14 protein-coding genes and 5 tRNA genes are annotated in these 20,875 nt (G+C 61.0%); 10 read left to right on the top strand and 9 right to left on the bottom strand.

The window, feature by feature from the left end:
* Positions 1-88: 88 nt before the first annotated feature.
* Positions 89-856 (bottom strand): class III extradiol ring-cleavage dioxygenase, encoded by a 768-nt coding sequence (locus QCL51_RS18170; protein WP_021783116.1) that lies wholly within the window; start codon positions 854-856, stop codon positions 89-91.
* 101 nt (positions 857-957) lie between these two features.
* Between QCL51_RS18170 and QCL51_RS18165 the strand changes: the two genes are divergently transcribed.
* On the top strand, positions 958-1,608 hold the full coding sequence (locus tag QCL51_RS18165) for a thiopurine S-methyltransferase (RefSeq protein WP_021783117.1): 651 nt from the start codon (positions 958-960) through the stop codon (positions 1,606-1,608).
* 177 nt (positions 1,609-1,785) lie between these two features.
* Here QCL51_RS18165 and htpX read toward each other — a convergent pair whose 3' ends face one another.
* Both htpX and QCL51_RS18155 read right to left on the bottom strand, forming a co-directional pair.
* On the bottom strand, positions 1,786-2,673 hold the full coding sequence (htpX, locus tag QCL51_RS18160) for a protease HtpX (RefSeq protein ID WP_010952899.1): 888 nt from the start codon (positions 2,671-2,673) through the stop codon (positions 1,786-1,788).
* 543 nt (positions 2,674-3,216) lie between these two features.
* On the bottom strand, positions 3,217-4,428 hold the full coding sequence (locus tag QCL51_RS18155) for a pyridoxal phosphate-dependent aminotransferase (protein WP_003247100.1): 1,212 nt from the start codon (positions 4,426-4,428) through the stop codon (positions 3,217-3,219).
* 167 nt (positions 4,429-4,595) lie between these two features.
* Between QCL51_RS18155 and msrB the strand changes: the two genes are divergently transcribed.
* Positions 4,596-4,991, top strand: a complete 396-nt coding sequence (msrB, locus tag QCL51_RS18150) for a peptide-methionine (R)-S-oxide reductase MsrB (RefSeq protein ID WP_016715103.1) — start codon at positions 4,596-4,598, stop codon at positions 4,989-4,991.
* A 13-nt stretch (positions 4,992-5,004) separates the two neighbouring features.
* Complete coding sequence (locus QCL51_RS18145) at positions 5,005-5,493, top strand: glutathione peroxidase (RefSeq protein ID WP_021784792.1); 489 nt, start codon at positions 5,005-5,007, stop codon at positions 5,491-5,493.
* On the opposite strand, the gene QCL51_RS18140 is transcribed toward QCL51_RS18145, so the two are convergent.
* The gene (locus tag QCL51_RS18140; RefSeq protein ID WP_028696976.1) at positions 5,483-7,840 is read right to left on the bottom strand and encodes an ATP-binding protein; all 2,358 of its coding nucleotides are present in this window, start codon (positions 7,838-7,840) and stop codon (positions 5,483-5,485) included. The two genes, QCL51_RS18145 and QCL51_RS18140, sit on opposite strands and share 11 nt — an antisense overlap.
* Before the next feature lie 204 nt (positions 7,841-8,044).
* Between QCL51_RS18140 and QCL51_RS18135 the strand changes: the two genes are divergently transcribed.
* Together QCL51_RS18135 and QCL51_RS18130 are read left to right on the top strand one after the other, a co-directional pair.
* Positions 8,045-8,932: an ATP-binding protein gene (locus QCL51_RS18135; RefSeq protein WP_084851602.1), complete on the top strand. Its 888-nt coding sequence runs from the start codon at positions 8,045-8,047 to the stop codon at positions 8,930-8,932.
* A complete protein-coding gene (locus QCL51_RS18130; RefSeq protein ID WP_003247105.1) occupies positions 8,933-9,415 on the top strand; it encodes a GAF domain-containing protein in 483 nt (160 codons plus the stop codon).
* 75 nt (positions 9,416-9,490) lie between these two features.
* On the opposite strand, the gene QCL51_RS18125 is transcribed toward QCL51_RS18130, so the two are convergent.
* Complete coding sequence (locus QCL51_RS18125; protein ID WP_021784794.1) at positions 9,491-10,258, bottom strand: hypothetical protein; 768 nt, start codon at positions 10,256-10,258, stop codon at positions 9,491-9,493.
* A gap of 332 nt (positions 10,259-10,590) precedes the next feature.
* On the opposite strand from QCL51_RS18125, the gene QCL51_RS18120 reads away from it, so the two are divergent.
* The 5 genes from QCL51_RS18120 (at position 10,591) to QCL51_RS18100 (ending at position 11,152) form a co-directional block, all read left to right on the top strand.
* Positions 10,591-10,666 (top strand) — tRNA-Glu (locus QCL51_RS18120).
* A gap of 2 nt (positions 10,667-10,668) precedes the next feature.
* Positions 10,669-10,744: transfer RNA gene (locus QCL51_RS18115), tRNA-Gly, on the top strand.
* Between the two features lie 92 nt (positions 10,745-10,836).
* Positions 10,837-10,912, top strand: a tRNA-Glu gene (locus QCL51_RS18110).
* Positions 10,913-10,915: 3 nt separating this feature from the next.
* Positions 10,916-10,991: transfer RNA gene (locus QCL51_RS18105), tRNA-Gly, on the top strand.
* Positions 10,992-11,076: 85 nt separating this feature from the next.
* Positions 11,077-11,152 (top strand) — tRNA-Gly (locus QCL51_RS18100).
* Between the two features lie 101 nt (positions 11,153-11,253).
* Here the strand turns inward: QCL51_RS18100 and QCL51_RS18095 are convergent.
* The 4 genes from QCL51_RS18095 to QCL51_RS18080 form a co-directional block, all read right to left on the bottom strand.
* Entirely contained in the window at positions 11,254-12,342 is a 1,089-nt protein-coding gene (locus QCL51_RS18095; RefSeq protein WP_028696975.1) for a fimbrial protein, read from the bottom strand.
* A complete protein-coding gene (locus QCL51_RS18090; protein ID WP_021784796.1) occupies positions 12,342-14,915 on the bottom strand; it encodes a fimbria/pilus outer membrane usher protein in 2,574 nt (857 codons plus the stop codon). Before QCL51_RS18090 ends, QCL51_RS18095 begins: the two co-directional genes overlap by 1 nt.
* A gap of 258 nt (positions 14,916-15,173) precedes the next feature.
* Complete coding sequence (locus tag QCL51_RS18085; RefSeq protein ID WP_274102759.1) at positions 15,174-20,348, bottom strand: RHS repeat-associated core domain-containing protein; 5,175 nt, start codon at positions 20,346-20,348, stop codon at positions 15,174-15,176.
* A 4-nt stretch (positions 20,349-20,352) separates the two neighbouring features.
* Positions 20,353-20,760 (bottom strand): hypothetical protein, encoded by a 408-nt coding sequence (locus QCL51_RS18080; RefSeq protein WP_028696973.1) that lies wholly within the window; start codon positions 20,758-20,760, stop codon positions 20,353-20,355.
* Between the last annotated feature and the right edge of the window lie 115 nt (positions 20,761-20,875).

The raw sequence follows: 20,875 nt of genomic DNA, 5'->3' as shown, positions 1-20,875 counted from the left end.
GGCCCTTTCGCGGGCAAGCCCGCTCCCACAGGTACCCCACAGATTTCAGTACCTGTACCTGGAGCGGGTTTGCCCGCGAAGAGGCCGTTCAGTCGAACCGATAGATGTCCATCCCCAGCGCGCCCAGGGTAAACCCCTGATGCACCACGCCGAACTTGCTCCCGGCTCCGAGGGCAAAGAACAGCGGTAGCAAATGCTCATCACTGGGATGGTTGCGCACCGCAAACGGCGCCTGCTGCCGGTAATCCAGCAACGCCGCCTGGTCATCCTCCTGCAGCCGGTCTACCACCCAATCCCTGAACGCCAGGGCCCATGGCTCAATCACATCCGGCCCTGCATGCCAGTCCAGCTCACCCAGGTTGTGGGTAATGCTGCCCGAACCCATCAGCAGTACATCCTCGGCACGCAACCCTGCCAGTGCCTGGCCCACCTTCAGCTGCAGTGCAGGCCCCATGTGGCTGGGCAGTGAAACCTGCACCACGGGAATGCTGGCATCCGGGTACATCAGCGACAGCGGCACCCAGGCGCCATGGTCGAATGGGCGTTGCATGTCCAGGTGCGCGGGTAACCCCGCAGCCTTTAACCGCTCACTGACCTGCCCGGCAAGCCCGGGCTCGCCCGGCGCCGGGTACTGCACCGCATACAGGGCCGGTGGGAAGCCGTAGAAGTCATGCCAGGTTTCCGGCTGTGCGTTGCCGGTGACCAGCAGCTCGCGGCTTTCCCAGTGCGCCGACACCACCACGATCGCTTTCGGCCGGGGCAGGGCGTTGGCCAACCCGGACAGCGCCGGCCCGCTGGCGCCGGGTTGCAGGGCAAGCATGGGGGAACCATGGGAAATGAACAGGCTGGGCAGCATGGCGGGGTCCTGAAGGTTAAGATGCAACCATCTTCGATTAACTACAGATCGAAATCCAAACCAAGTTTTACCGACAAATCATCTAAAAATCGGGAGTGATCATGGAACCAGCGTTCTGGCAGCAGCGGTGGGCTGACAATCAGATCGGCTTTCACCAGACGCAGGTGAACCCCTATCTGCAGACGTACTGGCCCCAGTTGCAGTTGGCACCGGGCAGCCGCGTGCTGGTGCCCCTGTGCGGCAAGAGTCTGGACCTGGCCTGGCTGGCCGGGCAGGGCCATTGCGTATTGGGTGTGGAGCTGTCGCGGCGGGCGGTGGAGGATTTTTTCCGTGAGCACGGTCTTGAGGCCGAGGTGCGGCAGCAGGGTGCATTCGAAGTTTGGCGCAGTGGAGATGTGCAGCTGTGGTGTGGCGACTTCTTTGCCTTGCGGGCAGAGGATGTGGCTGACTGCGTGGGGCTGTATGACCGGGCGGCAGTGATTGCGCTGCCGGTGCAGATGCGTGCGCGGTATATGCAGCTGTTGTCGGGTTTGCTGCCGGCGAATTGCCGTGGGTTGGTGGTGACGTTGGAGTATGACCAGTCGTTGTTGGCCGGGCCGCCGTTTTCGGTAGGGGATGGAGAGCTGAGGCAGGGGTTTGCGGGGTGGCAGGTGGAGCAGTTGGAGGCTGTGGAGGTGATTGAGGAGAGCCCGAAGTTTGTGCAGGCCGGGGCGTCGAGTTTGTTGGAGCGGGTGTACCGGCTCAGCCGGTAAGCAGGTAGGGCAGGCTGCCCCGGCCCATGTGGGAGCGGGCGCGCCCGCGAACCAGGCGACGCGGTAGATGGCACCGGCTTTGCCGGTGTTCGCGGACGCGCCCGCTCCCACAGAAGCTGCGTAAGGCCGGGAATAAAAAAGGGCGACCGAAGTCGCCCTTTGTTTTTATCAGGTGGATCAGCCGCGCTGACGCAGGGCCTCGATGCGGTCTTCCAGCGGTGGGTGGCTCATCAGCAACCCGGCCAGCCCGTGCTTGAGGCCGCCATTGATGCCGAAGGCCTTCATGGTGTCGGGCATGTGCACCGGCAGGCCTTGTTCCACGCGCAGGCGCTGCAGGGCGCCGATCATTGCCGCGGTACCGGCCAGTTGCGCACCGGCTTCGTCGGCGCGGAATTCGCGGCGGCGCGAGAACCACATCACGATCATGCTGGCCAGGATGCCAAGGATCAGCTCGGCAACGATGGTCGCCACATAGTAGGCAATGCCTTGGCCCTCTTCGTTCTTGAAGATGACCTTGTCGACAAAGTTGCCGATGATGCGTGCAAAGAACATCACGAAGGTGTTCACCACGCCCTGTACCAGCGCCAGGGTGACCATGTCGCCGTTGGCAACGTGGCCGATTTCGTGGGCCAGTACCGCACGCACTTCATCGGGCGAGAAGCGCTCCAGCAGGCCCTGGGACACTGCGACCAGCGCGTCGTTGCGGTTCCAGCCGGTGGCGAAGGCGTTGGCCTCGTAAGCCGGGAAGATACCCACCTCAGGCATTTTGATGCCCGCTTCGCGGGACAGCTCCTCGACCGTTTGCAGCAGCCACTGTTCGTGGCGGGTGCGCGGCTGGCTGATGATCTGGGTGCCGGTGGTCATCTTCGCCATCCACTTGGAGATGAACAGCGAGACGAGGGAGCCGGCAAAGCCGAACACGGCGCAGAACACCAGCAGGCTGCTGAGGTTAAGGTCGACCCCGTTGGCGGCCATGAACCCGTTGAAACCGAACAGGCTCAGGGTAATGCTTGCAACCAGCACCACCGCGAGGTTGGTGGCTACAAACAACAGAATGCGCATCATGGTTGTTACGTTCTCCTGACGGATGAGTTGTCGCTTACTGCGGGGTATATAAGGGGCCTGCCGCGCCGATTCAATCGGGGGACTATTTCAAACTGTGTACGGCGGAGTATGGCAGAGGATGGCTCGGGGGCTGTGGGATAGAGCGTTGCAGGATGTAAGAAACCTTCGGCTTGGGGGCTGCGTCAAGGGCGCTGGGTGTTTGCCGCAAGTGGGGTGGCGCCTGTGAGATCGAGCGCCGCCCGCGCGGCGCATCGCGAGCTGCGCTCGCTCCTACGTTTGTTTCGGGCCAATCATTCCTGTGGGATTTGCGCGCGAACGCCTTGGTGCATGACGCGATATCGTGTGGTACGGGCCCGGCGGTCGCGCGCGCCTGTCGCAGGCGTAACTGGCCCGAAACAAATGTAGGAGCGAGCTTGCTCGCGATGCGCCGCGCGGGCGGCGCTCGATCTACGCCCCACCATCAATCTTTCGTCGAACCCCTCGTCGCCCCCTCCCGGCGCCCCCCCTCCCGGCGCCCCCCCCTCCCGGCGCCCCCATCGAACCCTACTGCGAATACCCCTTCAGGAAATTGCCGATCCGGCCAATTGCCGCTTCCAGGTCATCCACCCGCGGCAAGGTCACCACGCGGAAGTGGTCCGGCCACGGCCAGTTGAACGCCGTCCCCTGTACGATCAGCAGTTTCTCCGACAGCAGCAGGTCAAGGGCGAACTTCTCGTCGTTGAGAATCGGGCAAACCTTCGGGTCGATCCGCGGGAACGCATACAGCGCCCCCATCGGCTTCACGCAGCTGACCCCGGGGATATCGTTGAGCAGTTCGTAGGTGCGGTTGCGCTGCTCCAGCAGGCGCCCCGGTGGCAGCACCAGGTCGTTGATGCTCTGGTATCCGCCCAGCGCGGTCTGGATGGCATGCTGGGCCGGCACGTTGGCGCACAGGCGCATGTTGGCCAGCATGTCGATGCCTTCGATGTAGCTGTGTGCGTGGTGCTTGGGCCCGGAGATGATCAGCCAGCCAGAGCGGAAGCCCGCCACCCGGTACGACTTGGACAAGCCGTTGAAGGTCAGGCACAGCAGGTCCGGGGCCAGCGAGGCGGTGCTGATGTGCACAGCTTCATCGTACAGGATCTTGTCGTAGATCTCGTCTGAGAACACCACCAGGTTGTGCTGGCGGGCCAGCTCCAGCATGCCCAGCAGCAGCTCTTTGGAATAGACGGCGCCGGTCGGGTTGTTCGGGTTGATGATCACCAGCGCCTTGGTGTTCGGGGTGATCTTCGCCTTGATGTCCTCAAGGTCGGGGAACCAGTCGGCCTGCTCGTCGCACAGGTAGTGCACCGGCTTGCCGCCGGCCAGGCTCACGGCGGCTGTCCACAGCGGGTAGTCGGGGGCCGGGATCAGAACTTCGTCGCCGTTGTTGAGCAGTGCCTGCATCGACATGACGATCAGCTCGGACACACCATTACCCAGGTAGATGTCCTCGATGGTGACGCCTTCGATTTCTTTCTGCTGGCAGTACTGCATCACCGCCTTGCGCGCGCTGAACAGGCCTTTGGAGTCGCTGTAGCCCTGTGCGGTGGGCAGGTTGCGGATCACATCCTGAAGGATTTCATCAGGCGCCTCGAAGCCAAACGGCGCCGGGTTGCCGATGTTCAGCTTGAGGATGCGGTGGCCTTCCTCCTCCAGGCGTTTGGCGTGCTTGAGCACTGGGCCGCGAATGTCGTAGCAGACATTGGCGAGCTTGTTCGATTTGCTGAACTGCATGATGGGATCCCGATTGAGAAAACGCGCTACGCCCCGCCGAAAGGTTTGAAAGGGCAGGAAGCGGGTGCCAGACTGAACGCCTGGCACACGAAGCCAACTAATATACGTGCCACCCGCGCCCCGGAAAAGACGGTGTGGGGTGAAATTCAGCCTGCCGAGGTTTCTACATGAAAAAGATCGAAAAAACCCTGGACGAATGGCGGTCGATGCTCGACCCCGAGCAGTACCAGGTATGCCGCCTCAAGGGCACCGAACGGCCATTTAGCGGCAAGTACAACAGCGAGCGCCGCGACGGTATCTATCACTGCATCTGCTGCGGCCTGGCGCTGTTCGATGCGCAGACCAAGTTCGACTCTGGCTGCGGTTGGCCAAGCTTCTACGCCCCGATCGAGGACAGCGCGATGATCGAGATCCGCGACACGTCCCACGGCATGATCCGCACCGAGGTCACCTGCGCCCGTTGCGACGCGCACCTGGGGCATGTGTTCCCTGACGGCCCGCCACCGACCGGCCTGCGCTACTGCATCAACTCGGTGTGCATCGACCTGCGCCCGCGCGACTGACCGGAGCCCGACAATGGCTGCATCGATACTGGACATCCCCTGCGTGACCCTGGGCGGCGAGCACAAAAAGCTCGGCGACTTCCCGGGCAAAGTACTGTTGGTGGTCAATACCGCCAGCCAGTGCGGTTTTACCCCGCAGTACAAGGGCCTGGAACAACTGTGGCAGGCCTACCGTGACCGTGGCCTGGTGGTACTGGGCTTTCCGTGCAACCAGTTCGGCAAGCAGGAACCTGGCGATGCGCGGGAAATTGCGCAGTTCTGCGAGCGTAATTTCGGCGTGACTTTCCCGCTGTTTCGCAAGGTCGAGGTCAACGGCCCGGGCGCTCACCCTCTGTTCGTTGAGCTCAAGCGGCGCGGCCCGGGCATTCTGGGTAGCCAGAAGATCAAGTGGAACTTCACCAAGTTTCTGGTCGACCCGGCCAGTGGCCAGGTCAAGCGCTATGCCCCCACCACCAAGCCACAGGCCCTGGAGGGAGACATCGAGCGTTTGCTCAGCCGCTGAAGGGCACCCAATGGTCGACCAAGGCCAGTAGCTCTTCGCGGCGGAATGGCTTGGCCAGGTAGTCGTTCATGCCCGCCGCCCGGCAGCGTTCGCGTTCTTCGGGCATGGCGTTGGCGGTGAGGGCGACGATGGGCAACTCGGGCCAGCGGCCGCTTTGGCGGATACGCCGGCTGGCCTCGTAGCCGTCCATCACCGGCATGTTGCAGTCCATCAGCACCAGGTCGAATTCCTCGCGCGCCAGCAGCTCAAGGGCCTCCGCGCCCTGGGTGGCCAGTTGCACCTGGCAGCCGAGCTTGGCCAGCATGCCCTTGGCCACCAGCTGGTTCACCGGGTTGTCCTCTACCAGCAGAATCCTCGCACGGCCTTGCTCCTGGGTAATGGCCGGGATGGCCAGCGGGTGTTCGGGCTCATGGCCTTGCAAGGTGCGGCGCAGGGTCTGGTACAAGGCGTTGCGTGCCAATGGCCGGGCTAGCTGGTGCAGCGGGGCCAAAGCCAAGGACTGCTCGTTGGGCAGGAAGTTGCCGTAGGCAGTCACCAGCAGAATCGGGGTTTTCAATGCCGGGCGCAGCTCGAACAGGTGCTCGACGTCGTCGGTGATCAACAGGTCGATCGCTTCGGCATCCAGCGTGGCGCATCTGTCATGGCGCTGGTAGGTCAGGCCCCAGGCGGGCAGCAAGTGCTGCAACAGTTCACTGAGCCCGCTGCCGGCTGCACTCAATGCTGCCACGCGGCCATGCAAGGGCGCTGGCGGGATGGCTTCGGTGTGCACGGTCAGCGGCAATTCGGCGGTAAAACAACTGCCAAAGCCCGGCTCGGAGCGAATGTGCAGGTGACCCTGCATGGCCTTGCACAGGTTGCGCGTCAGCGCCAGGCCCAGGCCGGTGCCGCCGTACTGGCGGGTGATGCCGGCACCGGCCTGGGTGAAAGGCTGGAAGATGCGCGCCTGGGCGTCTTCGGGGATGCCGATGCCGGTATCCCGTACCTCCAGACGCACACCGCCGACAATGGCCGCCAAGCGCACATCGACGCGGCCGAAGCGGGTGAACTTCAGCGCGTTGGACAGCAGGTTGCTGACGATCTGCCGCACACGCGTGGGGTCGCCAAGCACGCTGCTGGGGAAGTCGCTGGCGATCAGGCAGGTCAGCTCCACGCTTTGCGCGGTGTTCTGCGACAGCAGGTTGGCGGTGTCTTCCACCATTGAGCCCATGTCGAACGCAATGCGTTCCAGTTCCAGTTGGCCGGCATCGAACTTGGACAAGTCGAGAATATCGTTCAGCAGCTCTACCAGCACCTTGCCCGAGTCATGGGCGATAGCCAGTTGCTGGCGTTGCTCGCTGGGCAGCGGGTTGTCCAGTGCCAGGGCGATCATGCCGAGCATGCCGTTGAGCGGGGTGCGGATTTCGTGGCTCATGTTGGCCAGGAAGGCGGCGCGTGCCTGGGCCATGTCCAGCGCTCGGCTGCGGGCTTGTTCCAGCTCCTGGTTGGACAGGCTCAGGCTGCTGTTGCTGGCCTTGAGCTCGTTGGTGCGTGCCGACACAATGTCTTCCAGCTCGTTCAGGTACTGGGTCAGACGGTTTTCCGCGGTGCGCCGCTGTTCAATCTCGGTGGCCATGCTGACGAACTGCTGGTTGGCGACCTTCACCAGCACGCCGATTTCGTCATGCTCGTGTCCGTGGGGGCATTCCAGGCGCGTTTGCCGGGGGTTGCGCGGGTCGCGGCCGCTGAGTGCGCCGATCACCGTCACCAGCGGCTTGGTCAGCATCATGTAGAACAGCGCCAGCAAGATGCCGGTGAGCACCAGGCTGCGGGCGAAACCATTGAGCAGGGTAATGCCGGCACGGTCGAGAAAGCGGCTGCCGAAGGCGAAGGTGTCGATGTCCAGATACAGGGTGCCCAGGTATTGCTCTGGCATGTGGGTCAGGTACAGGCGCTCCTTGAACTGCCGCTGCTCGCCGAACAGGAAGTCGCTGAGTGGCCGGTAGCGGTCTTGCAGCTTGGGCCGCTCGACATCGGCCAGTACCGTTTCGTTGTTGTCGATCAGCCGTGCGCGGATGACGGCCGGCGACTGCAGCAGGCCGCGTGTCAGCTCCAGCGCCAGTTCCGAGTCGATGTTGTAAGCGATGCGCGAGGCCGGGTTGTGGCTGATTTGCAGCAGCGCGTTCACTTCACGGTTGATGGACGCGTCTTCGCTGGCATAATCGATGCCGATCTGGATGAGACTGAGCAATGTTCCCAGGATGAAGCCGACCAGGACTGTCAACCGGGCTTGCTTGTATGACAGGCGATTGGTGAACTTGATATCCATGAGTCCCGAGCCGGTTTCCCGTTCCTTGCGCTGCGCAAGCATAGCCGAATAGCCCCGGCTGCTGGTGGGTCTGTCTGTTCATTTCAGTTGATCGCCAGGCGGGGGCCGCTTGGCGCCCCTTCGCGGGCTTGTCCGCTCCCACAGGTACAGCTTAGCCCCAGGCTGAAGGCAAGCCCTGTGGGAGCGGGCAAGCCCGCGAAGGGGCGCGCAGCGGCCCCCACAAAACTGAGATTGTTAGGAGTCGTCATGGACGCTCGCTTGATCGCTTTTCTGGACCGCGCCGAATCGGTACTGGCGCGCCTTGAACCCCTGTTGCCGGCACAACGCCCGCACATCGACTGGGGCACCACACTGGCCGCGCGCTGGCAGCGTGATGGCCGCAGCGGCTACCTGCTGCCGCTGGACGTCAGCCTGGACATTCGCCTGACCGACCTGATCGGCGTCGACAAACAGTGCGACCAGCTGGGCCGCAACACCCACCAGTTCATCAACGGCCTGCCGGCCAACCACGCGCTGCTGTGGGGCTCGCGCGGTACCGGCAAGTCGTCGCTGGTACGTGCCTTGCTGGCTGAGCACGCCAGCGCCGGCCTGCGCCTGATCGAAATCGAACGTGACCACCTGGCCGACCTGCCACGGGTGGTCGAGCAACTGCAGAAGCTGCCGCAACGCTTCATCCTGTTCTGCGACGACCTGTCGTTCGAAGCCGGGGAGGGCGACTACCGGGTGCTCAAGAGCGTGCTCGACGGCTCGCTGGAGCAAGCCCCGGACAATGTGCTGCTGTACGCCACCTCCAACCGCCGCCACCTGGTGCCCGAGAAGGAAAGCGACAACGAGAACTGGAAGCGTGTCGACGGCGAACTGCACCCCAGTGAAGCAGTGGAGGACAAGATTGCCCTGTCTGACCGTTTTGGCCTGTGGCTGTCGTTCTACCCGTTCACCCAGGACCATTTCCTGAATGTTGTGGAGCACTGGATTGGCCAGTTGGCACAACCTGCGGGCCTTGTGTGGCAGCGCACCGAAGAACTCGACATCCTCGCCGTGCGCTGGGCCACCGGCCGCGGCAACCGTAATGGCCGTTGTGCCTATCAGTTCGCCCGCTACTGGGTCGGGCTGCAATTGCTGGAGCAAAAATAAATGATCGACCTCAATGCCAGTGGCGCCGGCCTCGACGGCTACAACCTGCTGGCGGCGCAAGTGCAGGCGCTGTTCGCCGACGAGCGTGACTTCATCGCCAACGCCGCGCAGTTTTCGGCGTTTCTGTATAACCAGGTGGACGACCTGAACTGGGCGGGGTTCTACCTCAACCGCAACGAAGAGCTGGTGCTGGGCCCGTTCCAGGGCCAGGTGGCGTGTGTGCGCATTCCGTTCAGTAAAGGTGTGTGCGGGGCCGCGGCGGCAACGCGGCAAACCCAGCGGGTCGAGGATGTACATGCATTCCCGGGCCACATTGCCTGTGACAGTGCCTCCAACAGCGAGCTGGTGATCCCGTTGGTGAAGGACGGCAGGTTGATTGGCGTGCTGGACCTGGACAGCCCGACGGTCGGGCGGTTCAGCGAGGCGGACCAGGTGGGGCTGGAGCGGTTGGCGGCGATCTTTCTGGCGTTGACTGACTGCTGATCGATGTTGCCTGTGCCGGCCTCTTCGCTTGTAGGAGCGGGTTTACCCGCGAAGAGGTCGGTACAGGTTAACCAATCAGTCGTAGATCACCTTCTTCTTCCAGGTCTCTTCCTCATCGGTCTTGAGCCCATCAGTCAATTCGTTGTGCTCGTCCTCCGCCGGTGCCATGCGGTCCATTACCTGGGCATTGGCCCGGGCCAACAGTTTCTCAAGATACGTCAGCTGCTCTTCATACACCTTCGGCTCCGGCTGCTTGCGCAAATACTGCACGCCGCGCTCGAAGGCCAGGCGCGCCTGGCCGGGCTGGCCTTTCTGCAAAGCCTGCTGGCCCAGGTTGTTGAAGAACTCGATATGCAACAACACCAGAATATGGCGGATCTCCTTGACCCAGTGCTTGGCCTCGGTCGTTGGCAAGAAGCCTTCCTGGGCTGCGCGGGTCACCTGATTGTGCAGCGCCTCCAGCAAGAAGCGTACGTCCTTGGCCTTGATCTCGGTGTGGATCGGGTTAGGAGGGTTGCAGACCGGGAGCTTGTCGCCCAGGGCAATCAGCCCTTCCAGTTCGGCGATGCGCGCCTTGAATTCGGCATTGTGCTTGTCCACCGCCAGCAGGCGCTGGTTGAGGTTCAGCTCCAGGCGGGTCAGCAGCAATTTGAGAGCCGGGGTCATGAACTGGCCGGGGAACGTCTCGGTGATTTCGCCACAGCGACGCAGGCGGTCGGCGAGCTCGATCTTCGTCCGGGCGCGCTCAAGCTTGCCATTCTCGACCACATTGTTGAGGTAGCCGATCACGATCAGCAACGCGATGCCCGCCACGATGAGCAGGGTGATCAGAAGTGGTGTCACCGTTAATGCCTCATGAATAGGTTTGCATATTGAGTGTAGGAGCGAGCTTGCTCGCGAGAGGCCCTGACAGCCATTCTCTTTTTCTATCGGCAAACTGTGCCATGACTGGATGCTGGCACATTAATGCTGACTTGACGCCAGAAAATCAACGCCAAACCCCGGCAGGCTTGCCAAAACAGCGCTGGGTGTACCCGGAAGTCATTGATTTAAATAAATTTCTACAAAGGGGTTGACGCCTTCCCGAACCATCCATAGAATGCGCGCCACTTGCAGCGTAAAGCACACAGCGAAACGCAGCAGGGAGTGAAAGCAGGCAGTAATGCCAGCAGCGTGTCCCCTTCGTCTAGTGGCCTAGGACACCGCCCTTTCACGGCGGTAACAGGGGTTCGAGTCCCCTAGGGGACGCCAATGCGGGAATAGCTCAGTTGGTAGAGCACGACCTTGCCAAGGTCGGGGTCGCGAGTTCGAGTCTCGTTTCCCGCTCCAGTTTCTCCGGCACTGCTTAACGGCGGGGCAGGAAAAGAAAATCCAGGCTGAATCGTGAGGTTCATGTTCTGGTGCACTGAAAAGTGTTGTGTGTCCCCTTCGTCTAGTGGCCTAGGACACCGCCCTTTCACGGCGGTAACAGGGGTTCGAGTCCCCTAGGGGACGCCAAATGCGGGAATAGCTCAGTTGGTAGAGCACGACCTTGCCAAGGTCGGGGTCGCGAGTTCGAGTCTCGTTTCCCGCTCCAGTTTAAATACTGTGGCGTCTATGCGGTGCAGTGGTGGTGAAGGTCGTCAAGGCGCTTCACGCCAAAAGCGGTAAAGTTTCACAATGCGGGAATAGCTCAGTTGGTAGAGCACGACCTTGCCAAGGTCGGGGTCGCGAGTTCGAGTCTCGTTTCCCGCTCCAAACGTAAGATAAAAAAGGGACCTCAGGTCCCTTTTTTTTCGTCTCGATTTCACCCCGATACAACCCTGTGCTAAAGCCCCTTGTTCAGGGGCTTGCACTGTTCAACGGTAGTGAACGGTGAAGTTCAGCGCGCCAGCGGCCACGCCAGGTGTCACCCGGGCCTCGGTCTGCACGTAGCGGGCATTGAAATGCAGCACGGTTTGGCCAATATCCAGTTCCTTGATCAACTGCTCGGACTGCAGGGGCATCGGTGTAGTGTTGTCGCTGTGCAGTATCTGGATGCCGACGCCGTCGGCGCTGCCTGATCCCGGGAGTATGCTGAACACGCCTTCGGTGGGGTCGATGGGGACTGAGCCTTGGCTGGTATCCAGCATCAGATGGATATCCGCACGCTTGGTACCCGGGGCACTGCTGTCCACGCAGTTGTTGAGGGTGATCTGGAATGGAACGGAATTTAGGGGCGTGCCGACCCCCTTGAAGTCATCGATGCTGTATTCCCCCATGTTCACAAGGCCGGGATTCACCTGGTTTCCTGCCAGGGAGCACTGCGCGCGGGTGATGGTGGCCTGGACCTTGTAATCCATGACTTTGCCTAAGTCATGGATGAAACCATGAAACACCTCCACGTCGACCTCTTGCGGCCCAGGGTCGATATCGCCAATCTTGATGAAGCTGGCCTTGCCGCGGATTGCGTCCAGTGGCAGGCTAAACGAGGTCGGCTTGGTCATGGTCCCTGTGTAGGGGATGCCAGTGCCTGCGTCGGGCGTGAAGGTGTTGTCGGCACTGCCATTGAAGGGGAAGCCAAGATCGATGGCAACGCCCACGCCCTTGATGTTGGTCTGCATCACCATGCCATCCACGTTCTTGTTGCCCATGAGGGGCAGGCTGCCGACGAACGGTGGTGCGCTGTTGGGCAGCCTGGCAGTGACTGGGGTGGCAGCGTTATAGAAGCAGGTCAAGGTCGCCCCTTGGTCATTTTTAGCGTATAGACTGGCCTCGCCGATGAGCGTCCCGACGGGTGCATCGCGCGGGATCGAAAAACTGACCTTCTGGTTTTTGAAGGTCATGTAGGTTGCGCTGCCGGCGCCCCAGCTGCAGTTGGCCTGCGCGCTGGTCGCCGCCAGCCAGGGCATGAGGTTGCAGAGGGTTAAGGCAAGCAGGCGCAGGCGGCGGGTGTGGGGCGGGGTCATTAGGCGTGTTCCTGTGAGTCGTCGGCAGATGCCGGTTTGGTGTCGTCAACCGATACGGGCAGGCATTGCAGCGTTTGCATGCGGAAGCCATCGAGCAGTGGCAGGTTCTGCGGGTTCACCGCAACCTGGCAGTGTTGATTACCGTCGTCCTGCCAGCGTACCGTCAGGTGTTGCGGACCTTGCTGGGTGCTTGCCAGCAGGGTTTGCCCAGCCTGGCCGACCACGGCCAGTGACTTGCCTTGCTCATCGCTGACGTCGGCGCCGAACGGCAGTGGGCGGCCGTCGGGGTGTTGCAGCGTGAGCACCATGCGCACCACCCGGCGTGCGTCGAAGCGGGCCTTGACCACTGCACCTCGGCGTGGAACCACTTGCTGGCTGCCATTTTCGATGACCACTTCGGGGGGCAGTTGGTCGGTGTCGAGTACCAGTGAATTGACCCGATAGGGGCGCAGGTATGGGACCAGCAGGTATCCATCGGCATCTGTCCGTGTCGAAGTGGCATTCTGCATGCCGAGATCGGCGACGTCGGGTACGTGTACAAGCGCCGTGGTCTCCCCCATGTAGCTGCCGAAGGTGATGCCGTCGGCATGGGCCAGCATCGAGCCACTGGCGTTCAGCGACAGGGTGCGATAGTTGCTGCCCTCGCTGTAACCTACGCCATAACTGGCCTTGCTGCCCTGGTAGGCAAGCGATAGGTTGCCGCTCTTGCGGTTGTTCTGGTCGTTGGCCAGCGCCGCATAGTAACTGAGGCGGTCATCCAGCAAACCGCCTTGCAGGCTGGCGCGCTCGCTATACTGGCCGTTGACGCGTTGCAGGTCGAAACGGGTGGTCTGCCGGCGGCCGAAGTCCAGTGGCAGGCTCAGGCTCAGCCCGAACATCCTGCTGTCGGTATTGCGTTCGCTCAGTGATTGCGAAGCGAAGAGATTGACCCCGAGGTCACCCAGGCGTGTGTTGTACTGCAGCTGGAACTGACGACGCTGGTAGTCGCTGCGCCAGTAGTCTTCTTGCGACAGGGTCAGGCTCAGCGAGCTGCTTTGGCCCATGGTCTGGTATGCCGAGGCTTCCAGGCGGCTGCGCCGGCTACCGGCAAACCGCGAAGCGCTATTGCGTTGCAGGACGGCTTCGTCAAAGTCGCGGTAGCCCTCGGTGGAGTAGCGGTAGCCGGCAAAGCGCAGGCTGGTGCGGGTCTGGAAACTTTTGCCATAGCGCAGGGCAACGCTGTGCCCCTGCACTTGCCCCAGCGAACCACCCAGGTCGGTGCTCGCCTGGGTGACGTCCAGCGACAACGCACCCAGGTCAGCGAAGTCGCGGGCCGCCCCCAGTGCGTAGGCGCGATAGTAGTCACTGGCCAGCAGGCCGCCATAAAGCGTGCTGTTCCAGGTGCCGCCGCGGGCCAGGGTGGTTTGCCAGAACCCTGGCTTGTCGAGGTGTTCGGCACCGTTGTAGCGGCCAGCGGTGCCCGTATAGCGCCACACCCCTTCGCGTAGCAGGCTCCCCAGCGATGAATAGGGCTGGATGAAGCGGCTGACCTGCCCATCGCTTTCGGTCACCACCACCTCCAGCTCACCGTGACCGGCACCGACGCTGAGGTCGTCGATGGCATACGGTCCCGGGGCTACATAGCTGGAATAGATCGGGAAGCCGTTGCGCAGCACTTCGATCTTCGCCCGAGTTTGTGCAACACCGCGGATGACCGGAGCATATTGCTGCAGGGTATCGGAGAGCATCTCCTGGTCGGAGGCCAGGCGCACGCCAGAAAAAGCAAAGCTGCGAAACACATCGCTGCCGGTAAAGGTTTCGCCCAGGGTGAGGTTCGCGCGCAGGCCGGGCAGGTCACGCTGGGCGTAGGTGTCGCTGCGGCTCCATTGCCGTGTACCGTCATCGCCCTGGCGCAGTGCCTGTTGGCTGCGCAGGCGCCAGGCACCCAGGTTGATCCCACTGTTCAGGTAGAGGTCTTGGCTGCTTGTGTTGCGCCCTTCGCGCAGGCTGCTGTGCTGGGCCGATACCTGATAGTTGACGAACGCTGCATTGATGCCCGCGTCCCAGCGCTCTTGCGGCACGTTGCCCGAGCGGTCCTGGCGCAGGGCAACCTGTGGGATCGACAACGACAGGCGCAGCTGCGCCGGGTCGAAGTCGACACTGGCCTGCGGGATCAGGGTTGCCAGGTCGACACAGCTATCATCCTCGGGCAGGGCTGTCTCAAGCGCTTGCTCGCGCAGGTCCAGGGCACGCAACACGTCGCCGGTCAGGCAGGGTTGCAGGCCACTACCATTGGCAGCGGCATGGAACTCCAGCTCCCGCTCTTCGATGGGGGCAAGGTTTACCAGCAGGGCAACGCGATAGCGCCCTGCTGGTAGCGGGGTATGTGCAGCCAGGCTCTGCAGCGCCACTGCCCCGGCATCCGTCGCCTGGCCGGGGGGCTGGCGCATGAAGCCTGCCTGGAACGTGACAGGTGAGGTTTCGGCAAGCGTGGAGGTGGCGGGTGCCAAGGTCACAAAGGCACCCAGCAGTGGCGAAAGCGGGGCAAGGCGTAGGCGTGATGGCAGGTGCCTGCGCCGATCGAGTCGAGGCATTGGGGGGTCCTGAGCTGCGCTACCGGTCAGTGCCAAGGCAGTACCGGTGGGGTGGCTGTGTTGTGAAGCGAGCAGCGGCGCAGGGGTGCTTCAAAAGACGGTGTACGCCGAGTTCGAGGGCGCTAGGTTAGGCGGGGCGGGGGTGAGGTAATGTAGGAAGAGTCTTCAGTGTCTGGCGGAGTAATCAGCGTGAGCGAGGGGTACTGCATTGTGGGAAGGTTCCCGCTGCGTTGCGCAGCGGGAACCTGGTTGGGGTCACTAGTAGCTGTTTACTTTCACTACATACCCTAGCCCCAAACCGTTGCTCTTCTTCAATACGAGTTCGTCGCCAACACCCAATATCGTGAAGTCTGGGTATGCGATAGGGGGCGGAGATGTCGCCCCATTACCGTTTTGAAGCACTTGAGACTCCTGAGAGAGGTTTTCTGAGGACGCGTAGGTCGAGGGAGGGCTCGAGGTGGGGTTATTACGGGGGAGCGTAGGTGAATTCGGAGGAGTTTCCGAAGGGTTAACCACCGACCTGTTAGAATTTGTTCTGGTTAAGATCCTTGGGCTGTTACTTCCTCTGGTAGCCATTGTCGAGGCTCGGGAGAGCGAACCCCCACCGGCAGAAGATGGGTTTGCCACTGGTGAGAGCTTGCCCCCATGTTTGATGATACCTGCGTTCATCTCGCCAATGTTTTTGAGCGCTGCGCTTATTCCACTCGTTCTGGCGGCAGCCGCTTTGGCCGCGTGGAGCGCCGCTCTGCTAGCCTTGATCCCGACCCCCGAAGCGAAACCGCCCGCAAAGGAGAGTCCAAAGAGTATGTATTGCAGGTTCTGGTCCTCTTCATTGTTGACGGCGATATAGATCTGTCCAAAGAACGCGATGCCGTTGGCGGTGACACCCGCGACCCCCAAGGCGAATTTAGGGGCTAAACTAAGACTCAATGGCGCTGACCACGGCATTAAGTATACTGAAGCGGCGAATATCACCCCGGCTATGGCCACGCCTATCCAAGCGCCCCAAGGCGCTTTGGGCTTCTCGGGCGGGTCGATATACGATGGTGGTACACGGTCAGGAGGGATGCCTTGGACACGGTGCCCGGTAGGGTCGCGCCAGTTCACCGGGTTGCCTAGGGCGTACAGGTAGGGATTGATGCCTGCTTCCTCCTGGCTTAGCGAGTCTGGGCTGTGGAAGCGCATCAGTCCTGGGTTGTACGCACGATAGCCGCTGCCGAGCAGATACCAGCCAAGCGCTTCTTCGCGGGCTTCGCCGTTGAACGCCAGCAGGGTGCGCATGCCGTTGTCGGCAGGGCGCTCGCCATAGACGCTGTAGTTGGCGTGGCGGGTACCCTGGGCATCGGTTTCGCTGACCACGCTACCGGCGATATCGCTGTGCAGCAGCCGTGTGGCCTCGGGGGCGGCCGGGTATTGCTGAACGCCCAGGGGCTGGATGCCGCTGTACAGGTATTGAGTCAGGACATCGTTTTCCAGCGTGCTGTCCAGCTGATGGCCCAGGAAACGGCGATGTACCTGGCGGCCGTCGGCATGCCGCGATGCCAGCAATTGATCATGCCCGTCGTACTGGTACTCCACCAGCGTGGTTTTGCCGTCGACATCGATGACCCGTTGCAAACGGCCAAGGGTGTCGTACTCAAGCTTGCGGCCAAGTTCGTCATTGAGCATGTTGCCTTGCTCGTCATAGGTGAACGTCTGCTCTTCGTCGAATGTCTGCTCCTCTTCGAATGCCTGCCATTCATCGTCGAAGGCCTGTTGGGCGGTGTAGCCCTCGAGCAGGCGATAGGCAACCTTTTCCAATTGGAAACTGCCATCCTCTTTGTAGGTAAAGTCGGCTCTCTCGCTGTTGCCATCGGCAAACTCGGTGGCGCGACGGGTTAGCCGGTCCAAATCGTCGAGGCGGAACAGCTGGACACTGATCTGGCGCCCTTTGGTGTCGCTGGGCAGGTCCTCGCCAGTGCAGGTGTACTGGACCAAGCGATCGAGTTCATCGTACTCGAAGGTTTCCTTGCGCACCTCCTTTGCGTCCCGAACCAGCGTACGGCTATAGAGCAAGTCATTGTCGTACCATTCCAGGCTCAACACTTGTTCTGCAGCGCCATTTACGGTCAGCGTGCGTGTTTTCTCACGGCCCAGGGCATCGTATGTCTGGGTGCACAGCACGCAGCGATCGGCATTCCCGCCGTCACGGGTTTCGGTGCTGCACAGCAAACCCTGGCTGTTGTACTTGAGAACACTGTGCAGCGCCCCTTGGCTGATGCTGTTTACGCGGCCCTCGGCGTCATAACCGTATTCGCACTCGTGGCCATCGGAGTGCTTGCGAGTGCGTATCCTGCCTTGAAGGGAGTGTTTGTAGTCACTGTGGTGTTGCTCTTTGCCCCCGACCATCCAGGTGTCTTTAGCCAGGTAGCCCTCCTGGGTGTATTCATACCCGTGTCGGCCATTGCCGTTGTCGGCGCTCGATATCTGCGCGGTGGTCTTGTCGTAGCCGAAGATGGCCTGCGTAGTGGAATGCCGTTGCCCTGGCACTTCGATACTGGCATCCAGCATGGTGGGTTGTTCAGTCAGCTGCGGCAGGTAATTGTATTGGATGACGCGCTTGCGGTTCTTGTCTTGTGCGTAAGCCGTACGCTTGTCGATCAGCAAGGTCTGCGTCACGTAGTCGTAGTCCTCGATCCGTGGGCCGATCTTCACCTGTTTCAGCCTGCCCAGGCCATCGTAGCTGCGGCTGAATACCGTTTCGGCGGTGTCGCTGCCCGCTTTTTGCACTTCCAGCCTGGTGGTGAGTTCCTCCACGCTGTACCCGACGAAGCTACGCAGCAGCGCGCTACCGTTCGGGCGCACGGTTTTGTACATGCGTCCCCAGACGTCATAGCTGAATTTGCGGATGCGGGGTACTGCCTTGCTGCCCGGTGTGGTGGAGCTGAAAGTGTCCTGGGTGCAGCGGCCAAACCCATCGTAGACGTAGTCCGTGCGGCCGACTTGCACCGGTGGTTGACCTGGCTCTTCGATCTGGCGGTACTCGTAGGATGGTTTGTTGAAGGCATTCAGCTGGCTGACCCGCACATTCTGCCTGACGCCCGGTTGGTCCCGGGTTTCAATCCACTCGGTGACCAGATCGCCGCCTACGCCGAACGGTGTGGAGTCCGTGAACTCCGTGACGCCATCCGAGCGGAATACCTGGCTGCGTGCACCCCAGCCGTCGTAGCCATAGTCATAGGTCGTGGTGACGTCGGGCTGTTGCGGGGCCTGCGCACCTGCATCGACAGGTGGGTAGTCGTAGAGCGTCTCGCGGATGAGGCGGCCTGCCGAGTCATAGCGTGACGTCGATAGCGTGCGCGTCAGGCGCGTTGCTGGGTCGCCAGCAACGATGACCTCGCGCTCTTCCCTGATCGGCCGGTTCAGGCCGTCGTAGACCACCCGTGTGATCACCCCTTTGGCGTCAGTGACTTGGTCATAGGAGCGTTTTCGTCCCTCATCGATGAAGAATCGGTAGGCGTAGCTACGGGTGGCCTGGTAAACGCTGTCGGGCGCCGTAGTGTGCTCTATCAGGCGGTTCAGCATGTCGTAGCGGAAGCGGCTCACCACGCCATTGAGATCTTCATCTTCGACCAACTGGCCACTAATGATCGACTGCGCGGCGCGGGTCGTCGTTTCGAGCGTGCCGCCGGGTGCTTTGTAGGTTTCTTTGGTCTGCAGCCAGGTAGGATTACCGTCGAGATCATTGGTGATCTCATAGCGCCAGGCGGTACTGGCCGAGAAACCGTTCATGCTGAACTCATGCTTGTCGGTGCGGCCATGCAAGAGTGGATTTTCAGGCATGTTCAGGTAGTAGCGGTGATTACTGTGCAGCAGGTGTTCTGTTTCTGCTTTCTGCCCGCCAGCGCGTGCCTCGATCTTGACCTCGAAGGTGTCCTCGTTCTCCAGTGCCAGCCAGTGGTTGGGCAGTTGCTGGGATGTGGCCTGGGCCAGAGCGGGTAGTTTGACGTACCGATAGCGGTTGCGCTTGATCGGAGCAGCATCCAGTGAGCTGTCGGCCACGGGCGCCGGGTAGACCGTTTCACATTTCAGGTTGCGCACAAAGCCTTCTGGGTCTTCCGGGCAGCCTTCGCATCCATTGGAGTAGTACTCGCGTACCGTGCGTATGCCGTTGGCCTGGATCTCCTCGGTCAGGTTGCCAAAGGTGTCGTACAGGGTCACCAGGGTTTCATCGCGGCGCTTGTTGGAGTTGCCGTCCAGCGTCCAGGACTTGGTCACTTGGTGGGGCAACTGGAAATGGTTGGGCTGAGCCTTGAAGTTCAGATTGTCTACTTCGTGGTACTTGGTCGTGACGGTTTCGATGCAACCCTGTTGTTGGGTGACCTGTTCGGTCAGGAGATGAAAGCGGTTGAAGGTGCGTGTGACCGTTCGCAGCACTTGGTCGCCCAGGTAGTGGTGTGATGTGGACTGGTAGCGGAAGGTGGGATCAGAGGAGTCGTAGAGAATGTCTAGACCCGTGTCGGACCAGCTGACACCGGCACCATTGCCCAGGAAGTTGTTGTTGCTGAACTCGTAGGTGTTTTTCAGGTAAGTGGTATCGTCCAGTGGGTCGGGCTGAAGGATGTGTTCGGTGGCGTAGGGCAGGTATTTGTCTTTCACACCTGGAAACGCATGGCCGTCCACCTTGTACTTAACCGTTTCGATGCCACCGACGGGGCTTTCCAGGCGGGTCAGGTAGTACAGGCTATCGTTATCATAGGGGACGTAGTCAAACTGCCAGGCTGCTTTGTCCGGGCCCGGCAGGGACACACTTGTCAGGTGACCACCTTGCAGCCCCAAGGTAAACCGGGCATGAGCCTCGGTGCCCGGGTTTATATCTATAAGTACCTCGGCGTTGCCGGTGTAATCAATGCGCAGTAACACGCGCTTGCTGTCATCGCTGATCGATGTCAGGTGCGGCGTGGTCTTGTCTGGTGCGTAGTGCAGGTTGATGCCATGCCCTGACGGCGCCAGTACCCGTACCGGCACTGCCCAATCATAGTTGGCGTCGCGTGGTTCGAGGATTTCGGTCAGGCCCGACTTGTGCGCAATGCGAAAGCGTTTCTGTTCGCCCTCGCTGATATCGCTGAAGTGAAAACTTTCCAGCTTACGCTCCGCGATGACGGCAGCCTCCCCAGGACCATTGTTGTCGACCTTGAATCTTTCACCGCTGTGCAGGTTGAGCATGCCGCTGGAGACGGTAAAGCGTGTCAGTTTCAGGCTCCAGCCAGTACCGAACCCCGTCTTCTCGTTGTTCATCGGGTTGAAATTAAGCTGCAACGGCAGGTCGGGACCGCACAGGTTATTGGCGTTAAGTGTTGGCAGGTCGATGCTTAACGCATATTGGCCGGTGCGCGGGTCGACACTGCCTTGAACGAAACTTGAAAAGTTGAAGGCGTTGGAATGCACGGACATGACATTATTCTCGCGAAGTGGATGGGAGGCCAGGTTTTTTCGAAAGGGTGACCTCAATTTTTTTTAGTGTGTCGTTGCTCGCTGTACCGGTTTTTCCCATGACAACCACGCCCATCCCTTCCTTGATGAAGGCGTTGTTATCGTAAGTTCTCGCGTAATAGTAAATATCGTTCGGCTCCAGGCCGGCCGGGTGGTGAGTGGTCTTGAGTTTTAGTGACCAGTCATTGCCAGTCAATGTAATGACCGAGGCGGAAGGTATATCGGCGAATTGGATTTTGCGTGGCTTGGAAAGCGTTATGTTGAGTGTGAATGTTTCGCCATACTTTTCTGGGATGATTAATTCGTTAAAGGCTTGGTCCGGGTCGGTAACCATTATAACGCCCGACTGGAGGGGGGCACTTTCAGTGTTCATGCTGGTCGTCTCATGTCAGCGTGTGGATCGGGTGTGCCGCAGCTGGAGTGCCCGCGACATCCATGAGCGAAAGTGATGCGCATAGGCCTCACGTATTCGCATACAGGCTAGGGGG

Origin of the sequence: Pseudomonas sp. LTR0, from assembly GCF_036630035.1 — a bacterium.
In the GTDB taxonomy this organism is placed as follows: Bacteria; Pseudomonadota; Gammaproteobacteria; order Pseudomonadales; family Pseudomonadaceae; genus Aquipseudomonas; species Aquipseudomonas putida_Y.
This window is presented reverse-complemented; position numbering and strand designations above follow the sequence as displayed.

What these genes read in the sequence shown, in the direction of transcription:
- QCL51_RS18170 (WP_021783116.1), bottom strand. Translation starts at nt 856, where the DNA reads ATGCTGCCCAGCCTGTTCATTTCCCATGGTTCCCCCATGCTTGCCCTG.
- QCL51_RS18165 (WP_021783117.1), top strand. Translation starts at nt 958, where the DNA reads ATGGAACCAGCGTTCTGGCAGCAGCGGTGGGCTGACAATCAGATCGGC.
- htpX (WP_010952899.1), bottom strand. Translation starts at nt 2,673, where the DNA reads ATGATGCGCATTCTGTTGTTTGTAGCCACCAACCTCGCGGTGGTGCTG.
- QCL51_RS18155 (WP_003247100.1), bottom strand. Translation starts at nt 4,428, where the DNA reads ATGCAGTTCAGCAAATCGAACAAGCTCGCCAATGTCTGCTACGACATT.
- msrB (WP_016715103.1), top strand. Translation starts at nt 4,596, where the DNA reads ATGAAAAAGATCGAAAAAACCCTGGACGAATGGCGGTCGATGCTCGAC.
- QCL51_RS18145 (WP_021784792.1), top strand. Translation starts at nt 5,005, where the DNA reads ATGGCTGCATCGATACTGGACATCCCCTGCGTGACCCTGGGCGGCGAG.
- QCL51_RS18140 (WP_028696976.1), bottom strand. Translation starts at nt 7,840, where the DNA reads ATGCTTGCGCAGCGCAAGGAACGGGAAACCGGCTCGGGACTCATGGAT.
- QCL51_RS18135 (WP_084851602.1), top strand. Translation starts at nt 8,045, where the DNA reads ATGGACGCTCGCTTGATCGCTTTTCTGGACCGCGCCGAATCGGTACTG.
- QCL51_RS18130 (WP_003247105.1), top strand. Translation starts at nt 8,933, where the DNA reads ATGATCGACCTCAATGCCAGTGGCGCCGGCCTCGACGGCTACAACCTG.
- QCL51_RS18095 (WP_028696975.1), bottom strand. Translation starts at nt 12,342, where the DNA reads ATGACCCCGCCCCACACCCGCCGCCTGCGCCTGCTTGCCTTAACCCTC.
- QCL51_RS18090 (WP_021784796.1), bottom strand. Translation starts at nt 14,915, where the DNA reads ATGCCTCGACTCGATCGGCGCAGGCACCTGCCATCACGCCTACGCCTT.
- QCL51_RS18085 (WP_274102759.1), bottom strand. Translation starts at nt 20,348, where the DNA reads ATGTCCGTGCATTCCAACGCCTTCAACTTTTCAAGTTTCGTTCAAGGC.
- QCL51_RS18080 (WP_028696973.1), bottom strand. Translation starts at nt 20,760, where the DNA reads ATGAACACTGAAAGTGCCCCCCTCCAGTCGGGCGTTATAATGGTTACC.